The organism is Candidatus Enterococcus avicola (assembly GCF_047470845.1).
Taxonomy (GTDB): domain Bacteria; phylum Bacillota; class Bacilli; order Lactobacillales; family Enterococcaceae; genus Enterococcus_D; species Enterococcus_D casseliflavus.
On sequence record NZ_JBLGTY010000016.1, the window covers coordinates 1 to 18,786 of the forward strand.

Genomic DNA, 18,786 nt, shown 5'->3' on the forward strand with positions numbered 1-18,786 from the left:
TGTTTTTTAATACCTAAAATGAAAATGGGGCTGAAGAATCAATTCTGATTCATCAGTCCCATAAATTATAGAGCCAGAATTTTCGTTTCTTTTTTTTAAACTCTAATCAAAACCGAACAATATAAGCAATATTTTAGATAATGCTCGCATTTATCCCGAAAAAGCCTTATAATAAGGCGAATAAACTAAAGGAGTTGTCCGGTGTGAAAATACGTCGAAGTGAACGACTGATCGATATGACACATTACTTGTTGAATCATCCCCATGAATTGATTTCATTGTCCTTCTTTTCTAAACGATATGCCTCTGCAAAATCATCGATTAGCGAAGATTTATCTATTATCAAAAAGACCTTTAAAGAACGAGGAACAGGCATTCTTGATACCGTGCCAGGCGCTGCTGGCGGTGTTTTTTTTGTGCCTGAAATTTCTGAAGAAGAAGCGTATGCGTACGTCGAAGGGCTGGCAGAACGCTTGTCTGAGCAAGACCGTTTGTTGCCTGGCGGCTATGTTTATCTATCTGACTTATTAGGCGAACCGGAATTGCTGCGCCAAGTCGGCCGCATCATCGCTTCCAAATATTTAGGCGAACAAATCGATGCGGTGATGACCGTTGCTACTAAAGGAGTGCCGATCGCTCAAGCAGTCTCTTACTACTTGAATGTTCCCTTCGTGATCGTGCGTCGTGATTCCAAGATCACTGAAGGCTCGACCGTGAGTGTCAATTATGTCTCTGGTTCTTCAGAGCGCATCGAAAAAATGGAATTATCCAAACGCAGCTTAAAGCGCGGCTCTAGAGTATTGGTGGTCGATGACTTTATGAAAGGCGGCGGCACGGTCAATGGGATGAAGAGCTTGATTGAAGAATTTGAAGCCGAATTAGTCGGTATTACGGTTTTTGCCGAAACGAAATTCAAAGGCAAGCGGGCCATCAGCGATTACAGTTCTCTGCTGTATGTTGAAGATGTCGATACCCAGACCAAAACGATCTCGGTAGTACCGGGAAATTACTTTGAGAAAAAAGCCTGATTTTTTGTGGCTCTTAGACTGGCGCAAGCAGCTGTTTTTTAAACGGCGGCCGCCAGTCTTTTTTTTGATTGGTCTAGGTGGGAATTCCTTAAATCGTTGAAATTTACAAGTACTTGGGCTAAACTGTTTATAGGAAATTCAATGAACAAAAATCGTTCAGATTGATAGGAGTGGAATACGTGGACGCACGTTTTGCAATAATTTTAGCGGCTGGAAAAGGCACGCGCATGAAATCGAAGTTATATAAAGTGTTACATCCTGTTTGTGGCAAACCAATGGTGGAGCACATCATGAATCGAGTGGTGGAAACCAATCCTGAAGAGATCGTGACGATCGTCGGTCACGGGGCAGAAATGGTCAAAGAGCAACTGGGGGATCGCACCAACTATGCCTTACAAGCCGAACAATTGGGTACTGGCCATGCTGTTGTTCAAGCCGAATCATTTTTAAAAGGCAAAAAAGGGACGACCTTAGTGATCAGTGGGGATACACCGTTATTGACGACGGAAACCTTGAATAACTTGTTCGATTACCACCAAGGGAAAAATGCGTCGGCGACGATCTTAACGGCGCAAGCGGCAGACCCAACAGGCTATGGCCGAATCGTGCGGGATCGTGTCGGTATCGTGGAGAAAATCGTTGAGCAAAAAGATGCGTCGATCGAAGAAGCGCTGATCCAAGAAATCAATACAGGGACGTATTGCTTCGACAATGAATTGTTATTTGACGCCTTGGCAAAATTAGATACGGACAATGCCCAAGGGGAGTACTACTTGACTGATATCATCGAGATCTTAAAGGAAGACGGCAAAATCATCGCTGCTTATCAAACCGAAGATTTTCATGAATCATTAGGAGTCAATGATCGCATCGCCTTAGCCGAAGCCAATCGCTTGATGCGTCAGCGGATCAATCGTCAGCACATGCAAAATGGCGTGACCTTGATCGATCCGGCAACGACTTATATCGACGAAGGTGTTGTGATCGGCTCAGATACTCTGATCGAAGCCGGTGTCACCATCAAAGGGAAGACGACGATCGGGGAAGACTGTGTTATTACGGCAGCTTCTGAAATAGAAGACAGCAAGATCGGCAATCAAGTGACGATCAAGGCATCGACGATCGAGGAGAGCATCATCCATGATGGCGCCGATGTCGGTCCCAATGCCCATCTTCGTCCTAATGCGGAAATTTTGGCCCATGCCCATATCGGGAACTTTGTGGAGGTCAAAAATGCGACGATTGGTGAAGGCACCAAAGTCGGACACTTGTCTTATGTTGGCGATGCGACCTTAGGCAAAAACATCAATGTCGGTTGCGGCGTAGTCTTTGTTAATTATGACGGCAAGAGCAAATTCAAAACGACTGTCGGCGACAATTGCTTTATCGGCTCTGGCTCCAATCTAGTTGCACCATTGACCATTGAAGAGGAAACGATGATCGCTGCTGGCTCAACGATCACCAAAGATATTCCTAAACACAGTATGGCGATTGCCCGCGCCCGTCAGGAAAATAAAGCGGATTACGCGAAAAAGTTGCCTTATCTAAATTAGAAATAGCGAAATGACTTGATTTCTTAAGGAAAAATGACTACTATTTATTAGGAAGAAGATTCTAGTAAAAGGAGTCATTTTTTTCTAGATGAACGCAAAGAAAGTGGAGGTTCTCATGTCAAATCATTATTTTGATCCAAGATTGAAGATTTTTTCTCTGAACTCAAATCGTCCTTTGGCGGAAAAAATCGCAGCTGCAGTAGGTGTTGAATTAGGTAAGTGTTCAGTCAAACAATTTAGCGATGGTGAAATCCAAGTGAATATTGAAGAAAGTATTCGTGGTGCCCACGTCTACGTGATTCAATCAACCAGCAGCCCTGTAAACGATAACTTAATGGAATTGCTGATCATGATCGATGCTTTGAAGCGCGCCAGTGCGAAGACGATCAATGTAGTAATGCCTTATTATGGTTATGCAAGACAAGACCGCAAAGCGCGATCAAGAGAACCAATCACCGCAAAACTTGTAGCAAACATGATCGAAAAAGCCGGTGCGAACCGCATGGTTACACTGGATTTGCATGCCTCACAGATTCAAGGGTTCTTTGATATCCCAGTTGACCACTTGATGGGTGCACCATTGATCGCCAACTACTTCTTGGAAAGAGGCATTCAAGGCGATGACGTCGTCGTCGTTTCACCAGACCACGGGGGCGTGACTCGTGCCCGTAAATTAGCTGAGTTTCTTAAGTCACCAATCGCGATCATCGACAAACGTCGTCCGAAAGCCAACGTAGCAGAAGTCATGAATATCATTGGTCATGTTGAAGGCAAAACTTGTGTCTTGATCGACGATATGATCGATACTGCTGGTACCATCACATTGGCTGCGAATGCGTTGAAACAAGCAGGTGCTAAAAGTGTGTACGCCTCATGTACCCACCCTGTCTTGTCAGGACCTGCCTTGGAACGGATCGAAGATTCTGCCATTGAGCATCTAGTTGTGACAGATTCGATTCACTTGCCAGAAGACCGCAAGTCGAAAAAAATCGATGAGATCAGTGTCGGTGCCTTGATGGGCGAAGCGATCAAACGAATCCATGAGAACAAACCAGTCAGTCCACTGTTTGAATCAAAATTATCAATTTAATCGTGTCTCATAAGCATGAGAACAACAGCCAATGGTCGGTCTTTAGCCCCTCATTGGCTGTTTTTTTCTGAGGAGTTTCAGGATGTTTTTAGAAAAAACGATCGCAGTCATGTTTCTTTTCACCAATTTATGGTATTCTTGAAAGTGACTTGCGAAATGCAAGCAAAAAATAAAATAGAATCTAATCACAAAGGGGAGTCTGCAAAGGCTGAGAATGAGAGTACTCTAAACCCTTCGTACCTGTTTCGATCATGCGAACGTAGGAATTGTGACGAGTTGAAGTGTCCAACACTTCTCCTTTGTGAATTGTGATGATTCTAAAGGAGGAGTTTTTTTTGAAACGAAAAATGTCGCTGCAGGTCTGGACGGAAGGAACGATGATCGCTGCAATTGGGGTCGTCTTGTCGTATATCCCGATCCAGACAGCCAATTCCAGTATCGACTTGTCTCTAGGTCTCGTGCCCTTGGTCTTGTATTCGTATCGTCGTGGGGTGCTGCCGGGAATGACAGCTGGATTTATGTGGGGCTTGCTGAATATCTTGATTGGTAGCGCCATGCGTAACTTTATCACCGTTCCACAGATCATCTTTGAATACCCCTTTGCCTTTGCTTTTGGCGGGATGGGCGGCTTGTTTGCTAATAAAATCCAGCAAGCGATCCGTCAAAACAGCAAAACCGTTACGTGGTATGTCGTCTTAGGGGGCATCGTGGCGGTGATCAGCCGTTGGTTTTGGCATTATTGGGCTGGGGTCTTTGTCTGGGGAATGTACGCACCGAAAGGACAAAGTCCGTATCTGTATTCCTTGATCTTCAATGGGACATCGGTCATTATCAATATCGTTTATGTAGGGGTCGTCCTAGGTCTCTTAGTCAAGGCAGCCCCGAAATTATTTGTCCCGAAAGCTTAGTTTTAGAAATGGAACCATCAAAAAATGTCTTGATGCTCTTTGAGAAAGAGAAGCATCAAGACATTTTTTTGTCGATAAAGCCAAACGCTAGATCTTCTTGGTCGATTTCCAACGACCAGCTTTTTTTGCTGGCTGAATAGCGTAAAACAGCGATTTGATCCAGCTCTTTTTGATTGACCAGCGTGTTTTTTAAGCCAGCATCTTCTGACAGATAGATCGGGATTGTATAGGTTCTGTCGATCAATTGTTCTTGTGTCAGACAAAAGACGATGCCTTCTTGCATGATTCCCCGCAATTCTTTCAGCAAATTAAAATCGAGCTTTTCCACCGGTGTTGCTTTTTTAAAAAAGGAGAGGCGATCATTGATTTTTTCTAAGACGATGCGGGTGATCCGATCCGCCAAGATCCGATAATATTCATCTAAATAGCGATAATAAACGCGGGAACGTGCATCTTTTAAGTCAAAGAAAACAAAGTTATTTTGCAGTTTGTAAAAGAAAGGGGAGTGGAGGTGTGTCTTCATGTGGCCAAAATATAACAACTCGGAGATCTCTAAAGGCGTCAATTCTTTGACCATCTCGTAATCATTAAAATCGATCCACTTCATTTCTTCGGCAACACGACCTTTGTTGATCTGCTGAAAAAACAGTTGGACGTCTTCCATTCCGCGTATCACTTTTAAGCCCGTATGACCGTCGAATTCGCCGAAATCACTGGAAGGATCAAGCAAGAGCAAATTCTTGGGCTGATGGACGATGCTCTTGTTAAAATCTTGGGGGGCAAGCCCGCGGGTCAAGACGGCATTGCTGGTTGTATCAATATGTACGTAAATCGTGTTAGACATGCCGATCGATCCCTCCTATATACTAAGTTCATTCTACAACAAAGCGCTGAAAATTGCTTGTATCTTTTCGTTTAAAGTTATATTACAAAATAACAGAAAAAACAATTTTTAAGTTCCCTTTTTCGACAAAAAAAGGCAAATCTTGTCTTTTCGTAAAAAAACTGGCCAAAATTGGCGTCTTTATGAGGATTTTGGTATGATAAAAGAAGAAACTAATGGAGACGAAAACCTATGAGAAAAAAGAAACGCAGACTTTCAAATTGGCTGAGCAATCTCTTTTTGCTTTTGCTGTTATTGATTGGTTTAGCATTGATTTTTAATAATCAAATCAAAAATTATTTTATTAAACAAACAGGTGAAGCATACGCAGTCGGCACCATTGATCGCAGTGATGTGGAAAAAAATATGGGAGCGGAAGCGACCTTTGATTTTGATGCCGTGGAGCCGGCAAGTTCAGAAGCAGTCTTACGGGCGCAGCTGAGCAACAAAGCCTTGCCAGTGATCGGCGGCGTGGCGATTCCTAGTGTGGGGATCAATCTGCCGATTTTTAAAGGCTTGGCCAACGAGGCCTTGCTGTATGGCGCTGGTACGTTAAGTCCCACCCAAAAAATGGGGGAAGGCAATTACGCACTAGCCAGCCATCGCGCTCAATCGCCAGAGCTTTTGTTTACGCCCTTGGATGATGTCGCCATCGGGGCGGCTATCTATGTGACCGATCTGGAAAATATTTACACGTATACCGCGACTTCTTCTGTGCGGGTCGACCCGACCGATGTCTATTTGCTTGACGAAGTGGAAGGCCGTAAAATGATCACGCTGATCACCTGTGGCGAAATGGGCGGTGTCACCCGTCGTGTGATCCAAGGTGATCTGGAATCTGTAACGCCTGTCGACGAAGCAACGGATGAGATGCTGGCGGCATTCAACATGGCACAACGAACATTTTAATCAAAAGAATAGCTCGAGTGGTACGGCAGCTGGCGTGTCATTCGTCTATTCTTTTTTGCTTAAGGAGGTGTCTTGATGAAAGTGAAAAAACTGACTTCGATCGATTTTCTTGCGCAAAGGGCAGGGTTTCAAGAAAGCCAACTCGTCTTTTCCTTTTTTGAGTCGCATTCAAAAGCGCGACGAGCCTTTCTAGCCGATATAGCGCAGCGGGGCTGGCAGATCGACAGCCGTTACGGACGTTTTTACCTTGCTGGGCAGTTTGATTTTGACCAAAAGACACTCACTATCACCAATCTGCTGGTGGAAGCAGCCGCCGATTTTACTTGGAAACAACTGCTAGCCGTGACAGAAAGCTTTGCCCGCAGTCGTTTTGTAGCAGCTGTCTTGTGGCAGCTTCCTCATCGAACCCCCTTGGCTGAGTGGTTTATCCAGCAAAGGTATCAGGTGGTCCCTCAAGGGTATCAAAAAGCGCTAGCTTATCAGACGGCGCTGGTTTTAGGCGGTGGCGGTGCTCACGGGGCGTATCAAATCGGTGTTTGGCAAGCGCTGCAAGAACGGGGCATCACCTTTGAATGGATCACGGGAACTTCCGTCGGTGCCTTGAATGGCGCCTTGATTTTAATGAACGATGTGGAAGCGGCCGTCGATTTATGGGCAAATATCTCTAACGAGCAAGTATTGCACTATCCGCTTGCTTCGGTACGTGCCCAAACACTGCGAGATTTGATGAATCAAGCCAATTCGCTGGTCCGCGAAGCGGTCAAAAGCAACGGTGCCAGTACCGAACCGTTGGCAAAGCTTTTGCAAAAGACCTTTGATCAAGAAAAATTCAGCCAAACCGCTTGTCGTTTGCTGATCTGTACGACTCGTCTGCCCGATTTCAAGGAGACGGTTTATGCCTTTGATCCATCCGCAGTAGAGGAAAATCTGCATTGGTTGTTGGCATCCGCTTCATTTTATCCAGCGATGCAGGCACAAAAAATTAACGACGCTTATTACATCGATGGCGGCTATCGCAACAACCTGCCCATCGATGTCGCTGTCCAGCAAGGGGCAACGGAATGTATCACCGTGGATGTCCAAGGACCTGGCATCAATAAAAGGACGGTTGTGACGGAAGAAACTGCGCAGCTTTCGTTGGGGTCTCCTTGGTCCTTAGGCAGCTTTTTGGTTTTTGATGCCCAGCGTTCGCTGGATAATATGACCTTAGGCTATTTGGAAACCTTGAAAGTGTTCGGCAAATACCAAGGCCATTGGTATACCTTTGAAACGACGGTTGATTTTCAGCCGTTATGGCGGGGCTTTTTGAAAGAGCTGCGCCAGACAGACCCGCTGCTTTATCAGGAACTAAAGAAAAAAGAATTTTGGAAAAAAATGCGTAAATTCTATCAACAGGATGTGCCATTTGAGCAGTGGGGGCGTATACTGATAGAGTGTACCGCGAAAGTATTGTATCTAGCGCCTACAGTGATTTATGAGCAGGAAACGATGCTAACGGCTTTAGCTGAAAAAATTGCGCTAAAGGCAGTGGAAGAAGCCGATGCCTGGTCGATCACCGAGTGGCTGAGCTATTATCGCGACCGTTTTTTTGTCTTGTCCGAGCAAAACCGCTTTTTCTTTTTTTATCGGACGCAGCAATTGAATCTGCCCGCCCTTCAGCAGATTCGTCGGCGTTACCCGCTGACTGCTTTAATGGCAGCGTATAGTCACTATCTTTTGAAAGGAGCAGAAAATGGATAAATTTTCGTATGAAATCGTTGAAGAGATCGCCGTGCTTTCGGAAAATCAAAGAGGCTGGCGCAAAGAATTGAATTTGGTGAGCTGGAATGGGCGTCCGCCAAAATTTGATCTGAGAGATTGGGGCCCAGAGCACGAGAAGATGGGCAAAGGCGTGACCTTATCCAATGAAGAATTTGCAGAACTTAAAAAAGCCCTGCTTTCCATGTAAGAAAGCAAAACGGTGAGGAGTGATCAAATGAAAAGTATGACTGGTTTTGGCAAAGGCAGTGCAGAAACGCCAGATGTGCAGATCGAAATTGAGATCAAAAGTGTCAATCAGCGCTTTTTGGACCTGCAGCTGCGAATGCCCAAACAATTGAATCCTCTAGAAGGTGCTTTACGGCAGTCGATCAAGCAGACCATCCAGCGAGGACGAATCGAATTGTATGTGACGTTAAAAGAAAAAACCACAAATACGAAACAGATCGAGATCCAATGGGACTTGCTGGAACGTTTCATGCAGGAGATCGATACCGAAGCCAAAGACCGTTTTGACCTAGCAGAGCTGCCAAAAGCAGCATTGCTAGAACAATTCCTGCTCCATGAGGCCTTTCTAACGATCTCGGATCAAGAGCCAGAAGAAAGCACCTTGGCCGATGGCGTGATGGAAGCATTAGATCAAGCGCTGGCAGCGATCGATCAAAGCCGCTGGGTGGAAGGGCAAGGTATTCTGCAGATCTTGCAAGAAAACCAGCGACAGCTGCAGGAAAAGCTGACAGAACTCAAACAATTCGTGGCCCTCTATGAGGCGGACTACCAAGAACGCTTTGAAAAGAAACTGACTGCTTATTTAGGGGAAGAAGTCGATCGCGATCGTTTACTGACAGAGTTGGCGATTTTATTAGAACGCGGCGATATCCACGAAGAACTGGATCGTTTAAGTATCCATTTAACGACGATGACGGAGCTGCTGGCAGCTGAGACACCGATAGGTCGAGAGCTGGATTTCTTGATCCAAGAGATGAACCGAGAAGTCAATACGATTGGCTCAAAATCAAGTCCGATCCAAATCAAAAACAGTGTCGTCCAAATGAAGACGATCATTGAAAAAATCAGAGAACAAGTTCAAAACATCGAGTAGGAGGAATGAACCAATGAAATATTACGATATCACCTTTCACGAACTAAGCGGAAAAAATGTCATTAAGCGCAGTATTCCTTCTGACAAAGAGAATTTCTCTGCGTGGGAAGATGCTTGCGTAGCCATCGAGCCAGATTTTCTCCATCTATTAGTTGATGGCGTAGCTGTTTCTTTAAATCGTCGGTACATCGTACGTATCGATTGCCAAGAAGTGACGGATCCTACTGAAAAAGCGATCACCGCTAAAGACGAATTGGCAGGGGTCATCAATACCTTAAGCAACATGGGCTTTTAAGAAAGCGGCCGAAGTGTAGACTAGCAATTTCATGAAATTCCCATTATAATAAAGTAGTTCTTGAAAGTTGCTGAAAAAAAGTGCAAAATAGACGTTAAGCAAATGTCAGTGAAAGGACGTCATTATGTCAGAGCGAGGATTACTTATAGTTTTATCAGGACCTTCCGGAGTAGGGAAAGGGACCGTGCGCAAAGCAATTTTTGAGAGTAACGACAACGATTTTCAATATTCCGTTTCAATGACCACTCGTCAAAAACGCGAGGGGGAAGTGGAAGGGGTCGATTACTATTTCCGCACGCGTGAAGAATTTGAAGCCTTGATCGAAGCCGGTGAAATGCTGGAATACGCCGAATATGTCGGCAATTATTATGGAACCCCATTATCTTATGTCCAACAGACACTGGATCAAGGAAAAGATGTGTTTTTAGAGATCGAAGTGCAAGGGGCAAAACAAGTAAAAGACAAAGTTCCCGATGGTGTGTTTATTTTTCTGACGCCACCTGATCTGGCAGAATTACGCTCTCGTATTACAGGAAGAGGAACCGACTCTGCCGAAGTGATCGATGAACGGATGCGTGTCGCCCGTGAAGAAATCGAAATGATGGCTTTATATGATTATGCCGTTGTCAATGATGAAGTACCTAAGGCAGTCCAACGAATTCGCGAAATTATTTCGAGTGAACATTTTCGCGTTGACCGAGTGATCGGAACCTATATCAAAATGTTAGAGGAGCTGTAAGAAATATGATGTTAAAACCTTCAATCGATTCTTTGTTGGATCGTGTCAATTCAAAATATTCATTAGTGATCTTAGCAAGCAAACGGGCGCATGAACTTGATGCCGGTGCGCAAGCAACACTAGAAAACTTTGATTCAGTGAAAAGCGTGGGTCAAGCACTTGAAGAAATCGAAGCGGAATTAGTCGTTAATGATCCGCATCCAGAAATCAAGCGTGCCCGCTTGAAAATGGAACAAGAAGAGCGCAAAGCGCAAAAAGACCAAGAACAAAAAGAATTAGAAGCGCGTATCCGCGACGAACAAAAGCTATAGACAAAAGCAAGCTAGAGCACGACTGTGTTCTGGCTTTTTCTTTTGAATGATGATGGTTAAATTTTTGTAAGGGGTACAGACAAACCCCCACCCATTTAGTAAAATAGAACCTAAAAGGAGGAGAAGAAATGGCGTACATAGCAGAAGTGATCGTGGATGTTCCCACGATGCAGACCGATCAGCCTTTTACCTATCTGATCCCATCAGAATTACAAGCCGCCATTGAGACAGGGATGCGGGTCGAAGTGCCATTTGGCAAGGGCGACCGCCATATCCAAGGGTTCGTCGTCGGCCTTTCAGAAGTTGCCGAACCGCAGCAGACCTTAAAACCAATCGTTCGTTTGTTGGATTTGTCGCCTGTCGTCAATGAAGAACTTCTCCAATTAGCCGACTACATGAAGGAAACGACCTTTGCCTTTAAGATCACTTGCTTGCAGACGATGCTGCCTAGTGTGATGAAAGCCGAGTACCAAAAGCAGATCGTTTTGCTGGAAGGAAATCATCCCATCAAAGAATATTTTCCCGAAAACGGCATCCTCAGCTGGCAAGACGCCGAAAGTGCAGGGCTGTTGCCGCAGTTGAAGCCTTTGCGGGAAGCCGCAGTAGTTGAATTGCAGTATCTCGTGAAAAATAAAAACAAAGCGAAAATGACCCGTTACATTGAACGCAAGATCGATCCAGCAGAAATCCCCGCCGTCCAGCAACAGCTGCGCAAAGGAGCCAAACGCAAGCTGGAAATCTTACAGATTTTGACAGAGGAAGCCCGCTTGCCGGTTTCCTTTTTTACCGAACAAGGGATTTCCACCGCGGCTTTGAACCAAGCGCAAGAAGCTGGTTGGCTGACCTTTACGGAAGTTGAAGCCTACCGTGATCCTTACAAAGACCGTCAATTTCAAAAAACGGTCCCGCTTGAATTAAATGAAGAACAGGCAGCTGCAGTAGCGCAAATCACTGCTTGTGCGGATAACCAAGAGGCACAGACTTTTTTACTGGAAGGAATCACCGGCAGTGGAAAAACAGAAGTCTATCTGCAAGCGATCGCCCAATTGCTGAAACAAGGCAAAACCGCGATCATGCTCGTGCCAGAGATCGCATTGACCCCGCAAATGGTCGAACGCTTTAAAAGCCGTCTCGGCGACGCAGTGGCTGTTTTACACAGCGGCTTGTCCCAAGGTGAAAAATACGATGAATGGCGTAAGATCGAACGTGGGGAGGCGCAGGTGGTGGTTGGCGCCCGCTCGGCGATTTTTGCTCCGTTGAAAAACATCGGGGTCATCATCGTCGATGAGGAGCACGAAGCCTCCTACAAGCAAGATGAAGCCCCTCGTTACCATGCGAGAGATTTAGCGATTTGGCGCAGCCAGTACCATCACTGTCCAGTGGTGTTAGGCAGTGCGACGCCGTCATTGGAATCTCGTGCCCGGGCGCAAAAAGAAGTCTACCGCTTATTGAAATTGAATCAGCGGGCAAAAACCAGTGCGCAATTACCGCAGATCGAAGTCGTGGATATGCGTACCGAATTTGCCAATAAAAAGTATCAAACCTTTTCTCGTCCGTTACAGGAAAAAATCACAGACCGCTTGGCCCGCAAAGAACAGATCGTCTTGCTGCTGAATCGGCGCGGCTACTCTTCCTTCGTGATGTGCCGCGATTGTGGGTATGTTTTGCCTTGCCCAAATTGCGACATCTCCTTGACGCTGCATATGGATACCAAAACGATGCGCTGTCATTATTGCGGACATGAAGAACACATCCCCCATCGTTGCCCCAACTGCAATGCAGACAAGATTCGGTATTACGGAACGGGCACGCAAAAAGTGGAAGAAGAGTTGAAAGAACTGTTTCCCGAAGCGCGGGTCTTACGGATGGATGTCGATACCACCCGCAAAAAAGGCGCCCACGAAAAAATCTTGACCTTGTTTGGGGAGAAAAAAGCGGATATTTTGTTAGGGACTCAAATGATCGCCAAAGGCTTGGATTTCCCTGATATCACACTGGTAGGGGTCTTGAATGCCGATACCGCCTTGAATTTGCCAGATTTTCGTTCGAGTGAACGGACGTTCCAGCTGTTGACTCAGGTCAGTGGTCGGGCAGGTCGGGCAGAAAAAAACGGCGAAGTGGTGATTCAAACATTCAACCCTGAGCACTACGCTATCCAATTGGCGCAGTCGCAAGATTACGAAGATTTCTATCAAAAAGAGATGTGGATGCGGCACCAAAGCGGCTATCCACCGTATTATTTCACCGTCAAAATCACCTGCAGTCATCCCGAAGAGCAAGTCGCAGCTCAGAAGATGTTTGCGATCGCGCGGGATCTGCAGCAGGAGCTGTCACCACAAAGTATTTTGTTGGGGCCGGCACCCAGTGCGATTTTGCGGGTGAAAAACCGTTATTACTACCAATTGATCATTAAATACAAAAATGAACCGCAGCTACCTGCTTTGTTGACCCGTCTGTTGGATCAAAGTCAAATCGATCAGCGCAAAGGATTGTACGTGTCGATTGACCAAGAGCCGTTGAATTTTATTTAGAGGAGAAAATATGCGTTATCCTATTATTATCACCCCCGATGAACGTCTTCGTCGGCAAGCAAAACCCGTCAAAGTAATTACCGATGAGCTCGTTCAGCTACTAGACGACCTTTATGAAACGATGGTCGCCCACGATGGGATCGGTATTGCCGCACCGCAAGTCGGCAAAAACCTGCAAGTGGCGATCGTGGAAGTCGAAGAAGACGACCGCTTTGAAATGATCAACCCTGAGATCATCGCTTCTTCTGGTGAATCCCTTGATGTGGAAGGCTGCTTGAGTATTCCCCACACCTTTGGGACCGTCAAACGAGCAGACGAGATCACTGTCCGCTATTTCGACCGAGAAGGAGAGGAAATGGAAGTGGAAGCATTCGGCTACTTGGCGCGTGCGATGCAGCATGAGATCGATCATTTAAATGGCGTGCTGTTTGTCGACAAGCTCGTCGAACGCATTCCTGAAGAAGACTTAGAAAAGTATATGGAGGAACATGAAAATGACTAAAATCGTCTTTATGGGTACCCCGGCGTTTTCCGTCCCAATTTTAGAAGGCTTGCTTGAAGCTGGCTATGAAGTGGTAGCAGTCGTGACCCAGCCGGATCGTCCCGTCGGTCGCAAAAAAACCATCACTCCGACCCCCGTTAAAGAAGCGGCGATGAAGCATGGCTTGTTGGTTTTACAACCAGAAAAAATCAGTGGGTCACCAGAAATGGAGCAGATTCAAGCTTTAGCACCTGACCTGCTGATCACGGCAGCTTTCGGCCAATTTTTACCTAGTGCGTTACTAGAAGTACCAAAGCATGGCGCTATCAACGTTCATGCGTCCCTACTGCCGAAATACCGTGGCGGAGCACCTGTGCATTATGCCATCATGGAAGGTGAGCAAGAAACGGGTGTAACCATCATGGAAATGATCAAAAAAATGGATGCTGGCGGTATTTTTGCTCAAGCTCGTTTGCCGATCACTGCCCAAGATGATGTGGGGACGATGTTTGATAAGTTGAGCCTATTAGGCAAAGACTTGCTGCTGGAAACTGTGCCGAAAATCTTGTCAGGAGAGCTGCAGCCTGTCCCGCAAGAAGAAGCAAAAGTCACCTTTTCACCAAATATCAGCCGTGAACAAGAAGCCATCGACTGGCAGAAAACGGCGGTGCAAATCGATGCCCAAGTCCGAGGCATGCGACCATGGCCGATCGCCTTTACGACACAAAATGGCAACCGCTGGAAACTTTGGCAAGTAACACCGCTGGAGCAAACGACGACAGCCCAGCCAGGAACGATCATTGAACGGACGAAAAAAACGTTGCTGATCGCTTGTGGGGAAGGCACGGTATTGGCTATCGATGAATTGCAGCCAGCTGGAAAAGGCCGACAAGACATTGCCGCATTCTTAAACGGCAGTGGACAACAGATTCAAAAAGGGGATCAGGTAGGTACCTATGAAGCGTAATCTTGGAGACATACAATATACAGTGCGCTTTGTGGCACTAGAAGCGTTGTTGCGAATCGAAAAAGGCGGTGCTTATTCCAATCTACTGCTGCGGGAATTGATGAATCAAGGGCGTTTAAATGACAAAGACGGTCGCTTACTGACTGAATTGGTGTACGGCACCATCAGTCGTCAGCTTTTATTGGATTATTATTTGGATCGGTTTATTAAAAATGCCCGCAAAGTCGACCCGTGGGTCAAAACGCTGCTGCGGCTTTCCTTGTATCAGATGCTGTATCTCGATAAAGTACCCGCCCATGCCATCATTCATGAAGCCGTGGATATTGCGAAAGCCAAAGGCAATCCGGGAACTGGAAAATTCGTCAATGGCGTCCTGCGCACGATCCAACGACAAGGAGTGCCAGACTTGGCATTGATCAAAGACCCAATGGAACGTTTAGCAACGGAAATCAGTTTGCCCCTGTGGCTAACGAAGAAACTAGTCAAACAAATTGGGATCGAAGAAACCAGTGAGCTGGGCTATGCCCTATTTGAACCCAATCATGCCAGCGGTCGTATCGATCTGCAGCGCATCTCGCAAGCAGCAGCGATCGAACGGCTGCAAGAAGAAGGCATCGACGCACGACCAAGTGAGCTTTCCCCCTATGGGGTTGTGGCTGACAAAGGCTTTATGGCGGGCTCGTCTCTCTACAAAGAAGGTTTACTGACGATCCAAGATGAAAGTTCGATGCTGGTTGCCCCCGTTTTACAAGTAGCCCGAGACCATCAAGTACTGGATGCCTGCGCAGCACCAGGAGGCAAAACGACCCATATCGCTGCCTTCTTGTCTGCCGCAGAGGGCGGCAAAGTGACAGCATTGGATATCCATGCCCATAAGGTTAAGCTGATTCAGCAAAATGCCCAGCGGTTAGGCGTCGAAGCAGTTGTGGAGACCCGCGTGATGGATGCGCGGGAGACGGCTCAAACCTTTGCACCCGAACAATTTGATCGCATCTTAGTGGATGCCCCTTGTTCTGGATTAGGATTGATGCGCCGTAAGCCGGACATCAAATACAGCAAGACGGAAGCCGATTTCCAACGCTTGCCGCAGATTCAGCGAGAGATTTTGGAAAGTGCCGCCCCAACCTTGAAAAAATCGGGTATAATGGTCTACAGCACATGCACGATTCTAGCGGAAGAAAATCAACAAGTCGTGGCAGCGTTTCTCGCTGACCATCCTGAATTTGAGCAAATGCCTCTTGCGGTAGGACCGCTGGCAGCCGAAGCGGTTCAAGAGGATATGTTGACGATCTATCCGCAAGATTTTATGACAGATGGCTTTTTTATCAGTTGTCTACGCAAAAAGTAACGAGGTGAAAGAAATTGGAGATTCGTTTTCAAACAGATGTCGGCAAACGTCGCAACACAAACCAAGATTTTGCAGCAACCTATGTAAATAAAGCCAATGTGACATTGGCCTTGCTTGCCGATGGCATGGGGGGCCACCGGGCCGGAGATGTCGCTAGCCGTCAAGCAGTCAGTGAGATCGGCACCGCTTGGGAACAGACAGAGCTGACAGACAGTGAAAAAACTGCCCAATGGCTGATCCAAAAAATCCAAGCGGAAAGCCAAGTGATTTTCCAAAAAGGACAAGAACAAGAAGAACTTAGCGGCATGGGCACCACGATCATTGCTGTGGCCTTATTAGGCGACCAGTTTACGATCGCCAATGTCGGGGACAGCCGTGCCTATCTTTTACGCAATCAAGTGCTGACTCAAATCACAGAGGACCATTCACTGGTCAATGAATTGGTGAAGTCGGGACAAATCACGGCAGAAATGGCCTTGAATCATCCTCGCAAAAACGTTTTGACCCGCTCGATCGGTATGCCAAGCGAAGTCGAAGTCGATGTGGCGATCCACTTTATTGCAGACGGGGATTATTTGCTGCTGTGTTCAGACGGATTGACCAACATGGTCTCAGATGAAGAGATCACAGCAACGATCCAAGAAACCCCTGTGCTGGAAGAAGCAGTGCAATCATTGATCGATCAAGCCAACGAACGCGGCGGTGTCGACAATATCACGGTATTATTGATTAAAGTTGGAGGAGAGCGCCCATGATCGAAATTGGGAAGAAGATAAACGGCCGATACAAAATCATCGGCAATATCGGCAGCGGCGGAATGGCAAATGTGTTTTTGGCGCATGACTTGATCTTAGACCGTGAAGTGGCAATCAAAGTGCTTCGTTTTGACTTCCAAAACGACCAAAGTGCGATTCGGCGCTTTCAACGAGAAGCCTTGGCGGCGACTGAGCTGGTTCATCCAAACATCGTAACCGTTTATGATGTCGGCGAAGAAGACGGCATGCAGTTTTTGGTGATGGAATATGTCAAAGGGATGGATCTCAAGCGCTATATCCAAACGCACTATCCCGTACCTTATTTGCAGATCGTTGATATCATCCAACAAATTTTATCAGCGGTGGCATTGGCCCATCAGCACCGCATCATTCACCGGGACCTAAAGCCTCAGAATGTGCTGATCAATGAAGACGGCGTGGTGAAAATCACCGATTTTGGGATCGCGATCGCCTTATCAGAAACATCAATCACCCAAACCAACTCGATGCTAGGCTCGGTGCATTATCTTTCACCAGAACAAGCACGAGGCAGTATGGCCACCAACCAATCAGATATTTATGCGATTGGAATCATTCTCTATGAAATTTTAACGGGCAAAGTACCCTTTGATGGCGAATCAGCCGTAACGATCGCCTTGAAACATTTCCAAGATGAGATCCCTTCGATTCGGATCTATGACAAAAATGTTCCGCAATCGCTGGAAAACGTCGTATTGAAGGCGACCGCCAAAGAACCGGCGGATCGGTACAAAACTGCCGATGAAATGCGAGCGGACCTTGATACCGTGTTGTCTCCTGACCGACTCAATGAACCGAGATGGGAACCTCATGCCCTGATGGATGAAACGAGAGTGCTGACTCCTGTGGAAGCAGCCCAAGTCGAAACGCCGCCAGTAGAAGAACCCGTAGAAGATAAGGTTGCGGATCAAGCTGAAGAACCAGCGCAGCCGAAAAAGAAAAAACGCAAACGATGGCTGCTGCTGCCTATCATTATGGTGATCGCACTGCTAGGCATAGGCAGTTACTTCCTATTCGGCGGTGGTCGGGGAGATGTGGCAATTCCTGAAGTCAGTGGTCAGACAGAAGCAGCTGCCCGTGCCGAGCTGGAAGCTGCTGGTTTGCAAGTGGCAGACGAGGTAGAAGAAATCGAAGACGATGAAGTCGAAGCAGGCAATGTCGTCAAGACCGATCCGCCAGAAGGCAATGAAGTCAAAAAGAATTCCGTCGTGACTCTTTATATCAGCAGCGGAACCAAGAAAATCACTCTTGATGATTATGAAGGTCGTTCCTTCGATGATGTCAAAAAAGAATTGATCGATTTAGGCTTTGATGAAGACAGAATCAAAGAAGAGTTAGAGTCGTCAGATGATGTCGACGAAGGAGATATTATCAGTCAATCACCAGCCGCTGGGCGAGAAGTTTCCCCAGCAGAAGACGAAATCACCTTTAAGGTCAGTTCCGGACCGGATAGCTTCGCAATGGACAACTATTATGGCATGACAGAGGCAGATGCACGAGCAGCATTGACTTCTCGCGGGGTAAGCCTTTCACAAATCAATGTCACTTACGAATCCAGCAGCCAACCGGAAGGTACGATCATTGGTCAAGCACCAGCGAGTGGCGAGTCCGTTGTGACTTCCAGAACCATCATTACATTAACTGTCAGCAGCGGGCAAGAGATGGTCAATGTACCAAGAATCGTTGGCAAAAGCCAAGCCGATGCAGAAGCAGATTTGAATGAAGCAGGATTGCAGTATACGATAGAACAAGAATCTGATTATAACGACTCTGTGCCTGCTGGAGAAGTAGTGCGCGTTACGCCCGGAGCAGGTACCTCTGTAGCAGTAGGAAGTTCTGTTACCGTGACGGTTTCCAGAGGTCCTCGACCACAGGATTCTTCTTCGTCAAGCAGCTCATCCTCCTCAAGCAGCAGCTCGTCAACGAGTGAAAGTAGTTCAGAAAGTACGCAATAAGACGAACGTTTATGTTAGAAGAACAAGCAGCCTTCGGGGACCAAAGAATTCTCTTTTTGTTCCCCGACGAGCTGCTTGTTTCTTTTTGTAGCTAAAAAAGCTGAAGCGAGGGATAAGCGTCTTTAAAATTTCCT

18 protein-coding genes and 1 riboswitch are annotated in these 18,786 nt (G+C 46.5%); of the genes, 17 read left to right on the forward strand and 1 reads right to left on the reverse strand.

Annotation, left to right across the window (positions count from 1 at the left end; translation table 11 throughout):
• Positions 1-203: 203 nt before the first annotated feature.
• From purR to thiT, 4 genes are all read left to right on the forward strand, one after another.
• Positions 204-1,028: a pur operon repressor gene (gene purR / locus ACI3E5_RS12695; protein WP_005230273.1), complete on the forward strand. Its 825-nt coding sequence runs from the start codon at positions 204-206 to the stop codon at positions 1,026-1,028.
• 179 nt (positions 1,029-1,207) lie between these two features.
• On the forward strand, positions 1,208-2,581 hold the full coding sequence (gene glmU, locus ACI3E5_RS12700; protein WP_086295788.1) for a bifunctional UDP-N-acetylglucosamine diphosphorylase/glucosamine-1-phosphate N-acetyltransferase GlmU: 1,374 nt from the start codon (positions 1,208-1,210) through the stop codon (positions 2,579-2,581).
• Between the two features lie 115 nt (positions 2,582-2,696).
• Positions 2,697-3,671 carry a ribose-phosphate diphosphokinase gene (locus ACI3E5_RS12705; protein ID WP_005230276.1) on the forward strand — a complete coding sequence of 325 codons (975 nt, stop codon included), beginning with the start codon at positions 2,697-2,699 and terminating at the stop codon, positions 3,669-3,671.
• A 181-nt stretch (positions 3,672-3,852) separates the two neighbouring features.
• Positions 3,853-3,954: riboswitch (TPP riboswitch) on the forward strand.
• Positions 3,955-4,006: 52 nt separating this feature from the next.
• Positions 4,007-4,579, forward strand: coding sequence for an energy-coupled thiamine transporter ThiT (gene thiT, locus ACI3E5_RS12710; RefSeq protein ID WP_081117080.1), 573 nt, complete (start codon positions 4,007-4,009; stop codon positions 4,577-4,579).
• Between the two features lie 55 nt (positions 4,580-4,634).
• Here thiT and ACI3E5_RS12715 read toward each other — a convergent pair whose 3' ends face one another.
• Positions 4,635-5,423 carry a hypothetical protein gene (locus ACI3E5_RS12715; protein ID WP_005230281.1) on the reverse strand — a complete coding sequence of 263 codons (789 nt, stop codon included), beginning with the start codon at positions 5,421-5,423 and terminating at the stop codon, positions 4,635-4,637.
• A gap of 231 nt (positions 5,424-5,654) precedes the next feature.
• Between ACI3E5_RS12715 and ACI3E5_RS12720 the strand changes: the two genes are divergently transcribed.
• From ACI3E5_RS12720 to pknB, 13 genes are all read left to right on the forward strand, one after another.
• Complete coding sequence (locus ACI3E5_RS12720) at positions 5,655-6,371, forward strand: class A sortase (protein WP_325845122.1); 717 nt, start codon at positions 5,655-5,657, stop codon at positions 6,369-6,371.
• Between the two features lie 75 nt (positions 6,372-6,446).
• Entirely contained in the window at positions 6,447-8,111 is a 1,665-nt protein-coding gene (locus ACI3E5_RS12725) for a patatin-like phospholipase family protein (protein WP_252704755.1), read from the forward strand.
• Positions 8,104-8,319, forward strand: coding sequence for a YdbC family protein (locus tag ACI3E5_RS12730; protein ID WP_005230288.1), 216 nt, complete (start codon positions 8,104-8,106; stop codon positions 8,317-8,319). Before ACI3E5_RS12725 ends, ACI3E5_RS12730 begins: the two co-directional genes overlap by 8 nt.
• Positions 8,320-8,346: 27 nt before the next feature.
• On the forward strand, positions 8,347-9,231 hold the full coding sequence (locus ACI3E5_RS12735) for a YicC/YloC family endoribonuclease (protein WP_252704754.1): 885 nt from the start codon (positions 8,347-8,349) through the stop codon (positions 9,229-9,231).
• Between the two features lie 13 nt (positions 9,232-9,244).
• Complete coding sequence (locus ACI3E5_RS12740; RefSeq protein ID WP_005230307.1) at positions 9,245-9,526, forward strand: hypothetical protein; 282 nt, start codon at positions 9,245-9,247, stop codon at positions 9,524-9,526.
• 124 nt (positions 9,527-9,650) lie between these two features.
• The gene (gene gmk, locus ACI3E5_RS12745; protein WP_498855873.1) at positions 9,651-10,265 is read left to right on the forward strand and encodes a guanylate kinase; all 615 of its coding nucleotides are present in this window, start codon (positions 9,651-9,653) and stop codon (positions 10,263-10,265) included.
• 5 nt (positions 10,266-10,270) lie between these two features.
• Entirely contained in the window at positions 10,271-10,576 is a 306-nt protein-coding gene (rpoZ, locus tag ACI3E5_RS12750) for a DNA-directed RNA polymerase subunit omega (protein WP_005232977.1), read from the forward strand.
• Between the two features lie 128 nt (positions 10,577-10,704).
• A complete protein-coding gene (gene priA, locus ACI3E5_RS12755; RefSeq protein ID WP_252704753.1) occupies positions 10,705-13,107 on the forward strand; it encodes a primosomal protein N' in 2,403 nt (800 codons plus the stop codon).
• Between the two features lie 10 nt (positions 13,108-13,117).
• On the forward strand, positions 13,118-13,609 hold the full coding sequence (def, locus tag ACI3E5_RS12760; RefSeq protein ID WP_005230314.1) for a peptide deformylase: 492 nt from the start codon (positions 13,118-13,120) through the stop codon (positions 13,607-13,609).
• Positions 13,602-14,555, forward strand: a complete 954-nt coding sequence (fmt, locus tag ACI3E5_RS12765; RefSeq protein ID WP_325845120.1) for a methionyl-tRNA formyltransferase — start codon at positions 13,602-13,604, stop codon at positions 14,553-14,555. The genes def and fmt overlap by 8 nt, the downstream gene beginning before the upstream one ends.
• Positions 14,545-15,903, forward strand: coding sequence for a 16S rRNA (cytosine(967)-C(5))-methyltransferase RsmB (gene rsmB, locus ACI3E5_RS12770; RefSeq protein WP_015510616.1), 1,359 nt, complete (start codon positions 14,545-14,547; stop codon positions 15,901-15,903). The genes fmt and rsmB overlap by 11 nt, the downstream gene beginning before the upstream one ends.
• A gap of 14 nt (positions 15,904-15,917) precedes the next feature.
• Positions 15,918-16,658, forward strand: a complete 741-nt coding sequence (locus tag ACI3E5_RS12775) for a Stp1/IreP family PP2C-type Ser/Thr phosphatase (protein WP_005230317.1) — start codon at positions 15,918-15,920, stop codon at positions 16,656-16,658.
• On the forward strand, positions 16,655-18,652 hold the full coding sequence (gene pknB, locus ACI3E5_RS12780) for a Stk1 family PASTA domain-containing Ser/Thr kinase (protein WP_015510615.1): 1,998 nt from the start codon (positions 16,655-16,657) through the stop codon (positions 18,650-18,652). The genes ACI3E5_RS12775 and pknB overlap by 4 nt, the downstream gene beginning before the upstream one ends.
• Positions 18,653-18,786: the final 134 nt, after the last annotated feature.

Bases quoted from the DNA above. Each gene is read 5' to 3' on its own strand.
- ACI3E5_RS12705 (WP_005230276.1), top strand. From the start codon at position 2,697: ATGTCAAATCATTATTTTGATCCAAGATTGAAGATTTTTTCTCTGAAC.
- ACI3E5_RS12715 (WP_005230281.1), bottom strand. From the start codon at position 5,423: ATGTCTAACACGATTTACGTACATATTGATACAACCAGCAATGCCGTC.
- ACI3E5_RS12720 (WP_325845122.1), top strand. From the start codon at position 5,655: ATGAGAAAAAAGAAACGCAGACTTTCAAATTGGCTGAGCAATCTCTTT.
- ACI3E5_RS12725 (WP_252704755.1), top strand. From the start codon at position 6,447: ATGAAAGTGAAAAAACTGACTTCGATCGATTTTCTTGCGCAAAGGGCA.
- ACI3E5_RS12730 (WP_005230288.1), top strand. From the start codon at position 8,104: ATGGATAAATTTTCGTATGAAATCGTTGAAGAGATCGCCGTGCTTTCG.
- ACI3E5_RS12735 (WP_252704754.1), top strand. From the start codon at position 8,347: ATGAAAAGTATGACTGGTTTTGGCAAAGGCAGTGCAGAAACGCCAGAT.
- ACI3E5_RS12740 (WP_005230307.1), top strand. From the start codon at position 9,245: ATGAAATATTACGATATCACCTTTCACGAACTAAGCGGAAAAAATGTC.
- gmk (WP_498855873.1), top strand. From the start codon at position 9,651: ATGTCAGAGCGAGGATTACTTATAGTTTTATCAGGACCTTCCGGAGTA.
- rpoZ (WP_005232977.1), top strand. From the start codon at position 10,271: ATGATGTTAAAACCTTCAATCGATTCTTTGTTGGATCGTGTCAATTCA.
- priA (WP_252704753.1), top strand. From the start codon at position 10,705: ATGGCGTACATAGCAGAAGTGATCGTGGATGTTCCCACGATGCAGACC.
- def (WP_005230314.1), top strand. From the start codon at position 13,118: ATGCGTTATCCTATTATTATCACCCCCGATGAACGTCTTCGTCGGCAA.
- fmt (WP_325845120.1), top strand. From the start codon at position 13,602: ATGACTAAAATCGTCTTTATGGGTACCCCGGCGTTTTCCGTCCCAATT.
- rsmB (WP_015510616.1), top strand. From the start codon at position 14,545: ATGAAGCGTAATCTTGGAGACATACAATATACAGTGCGCTTTGTGGCA.
- pknB (WP_015510615.1), top strand. From the start codon at position 16,655: ATGATCGAAATTGGGAAGAAGATAAACGGCCGATACAAAATCATCGGC.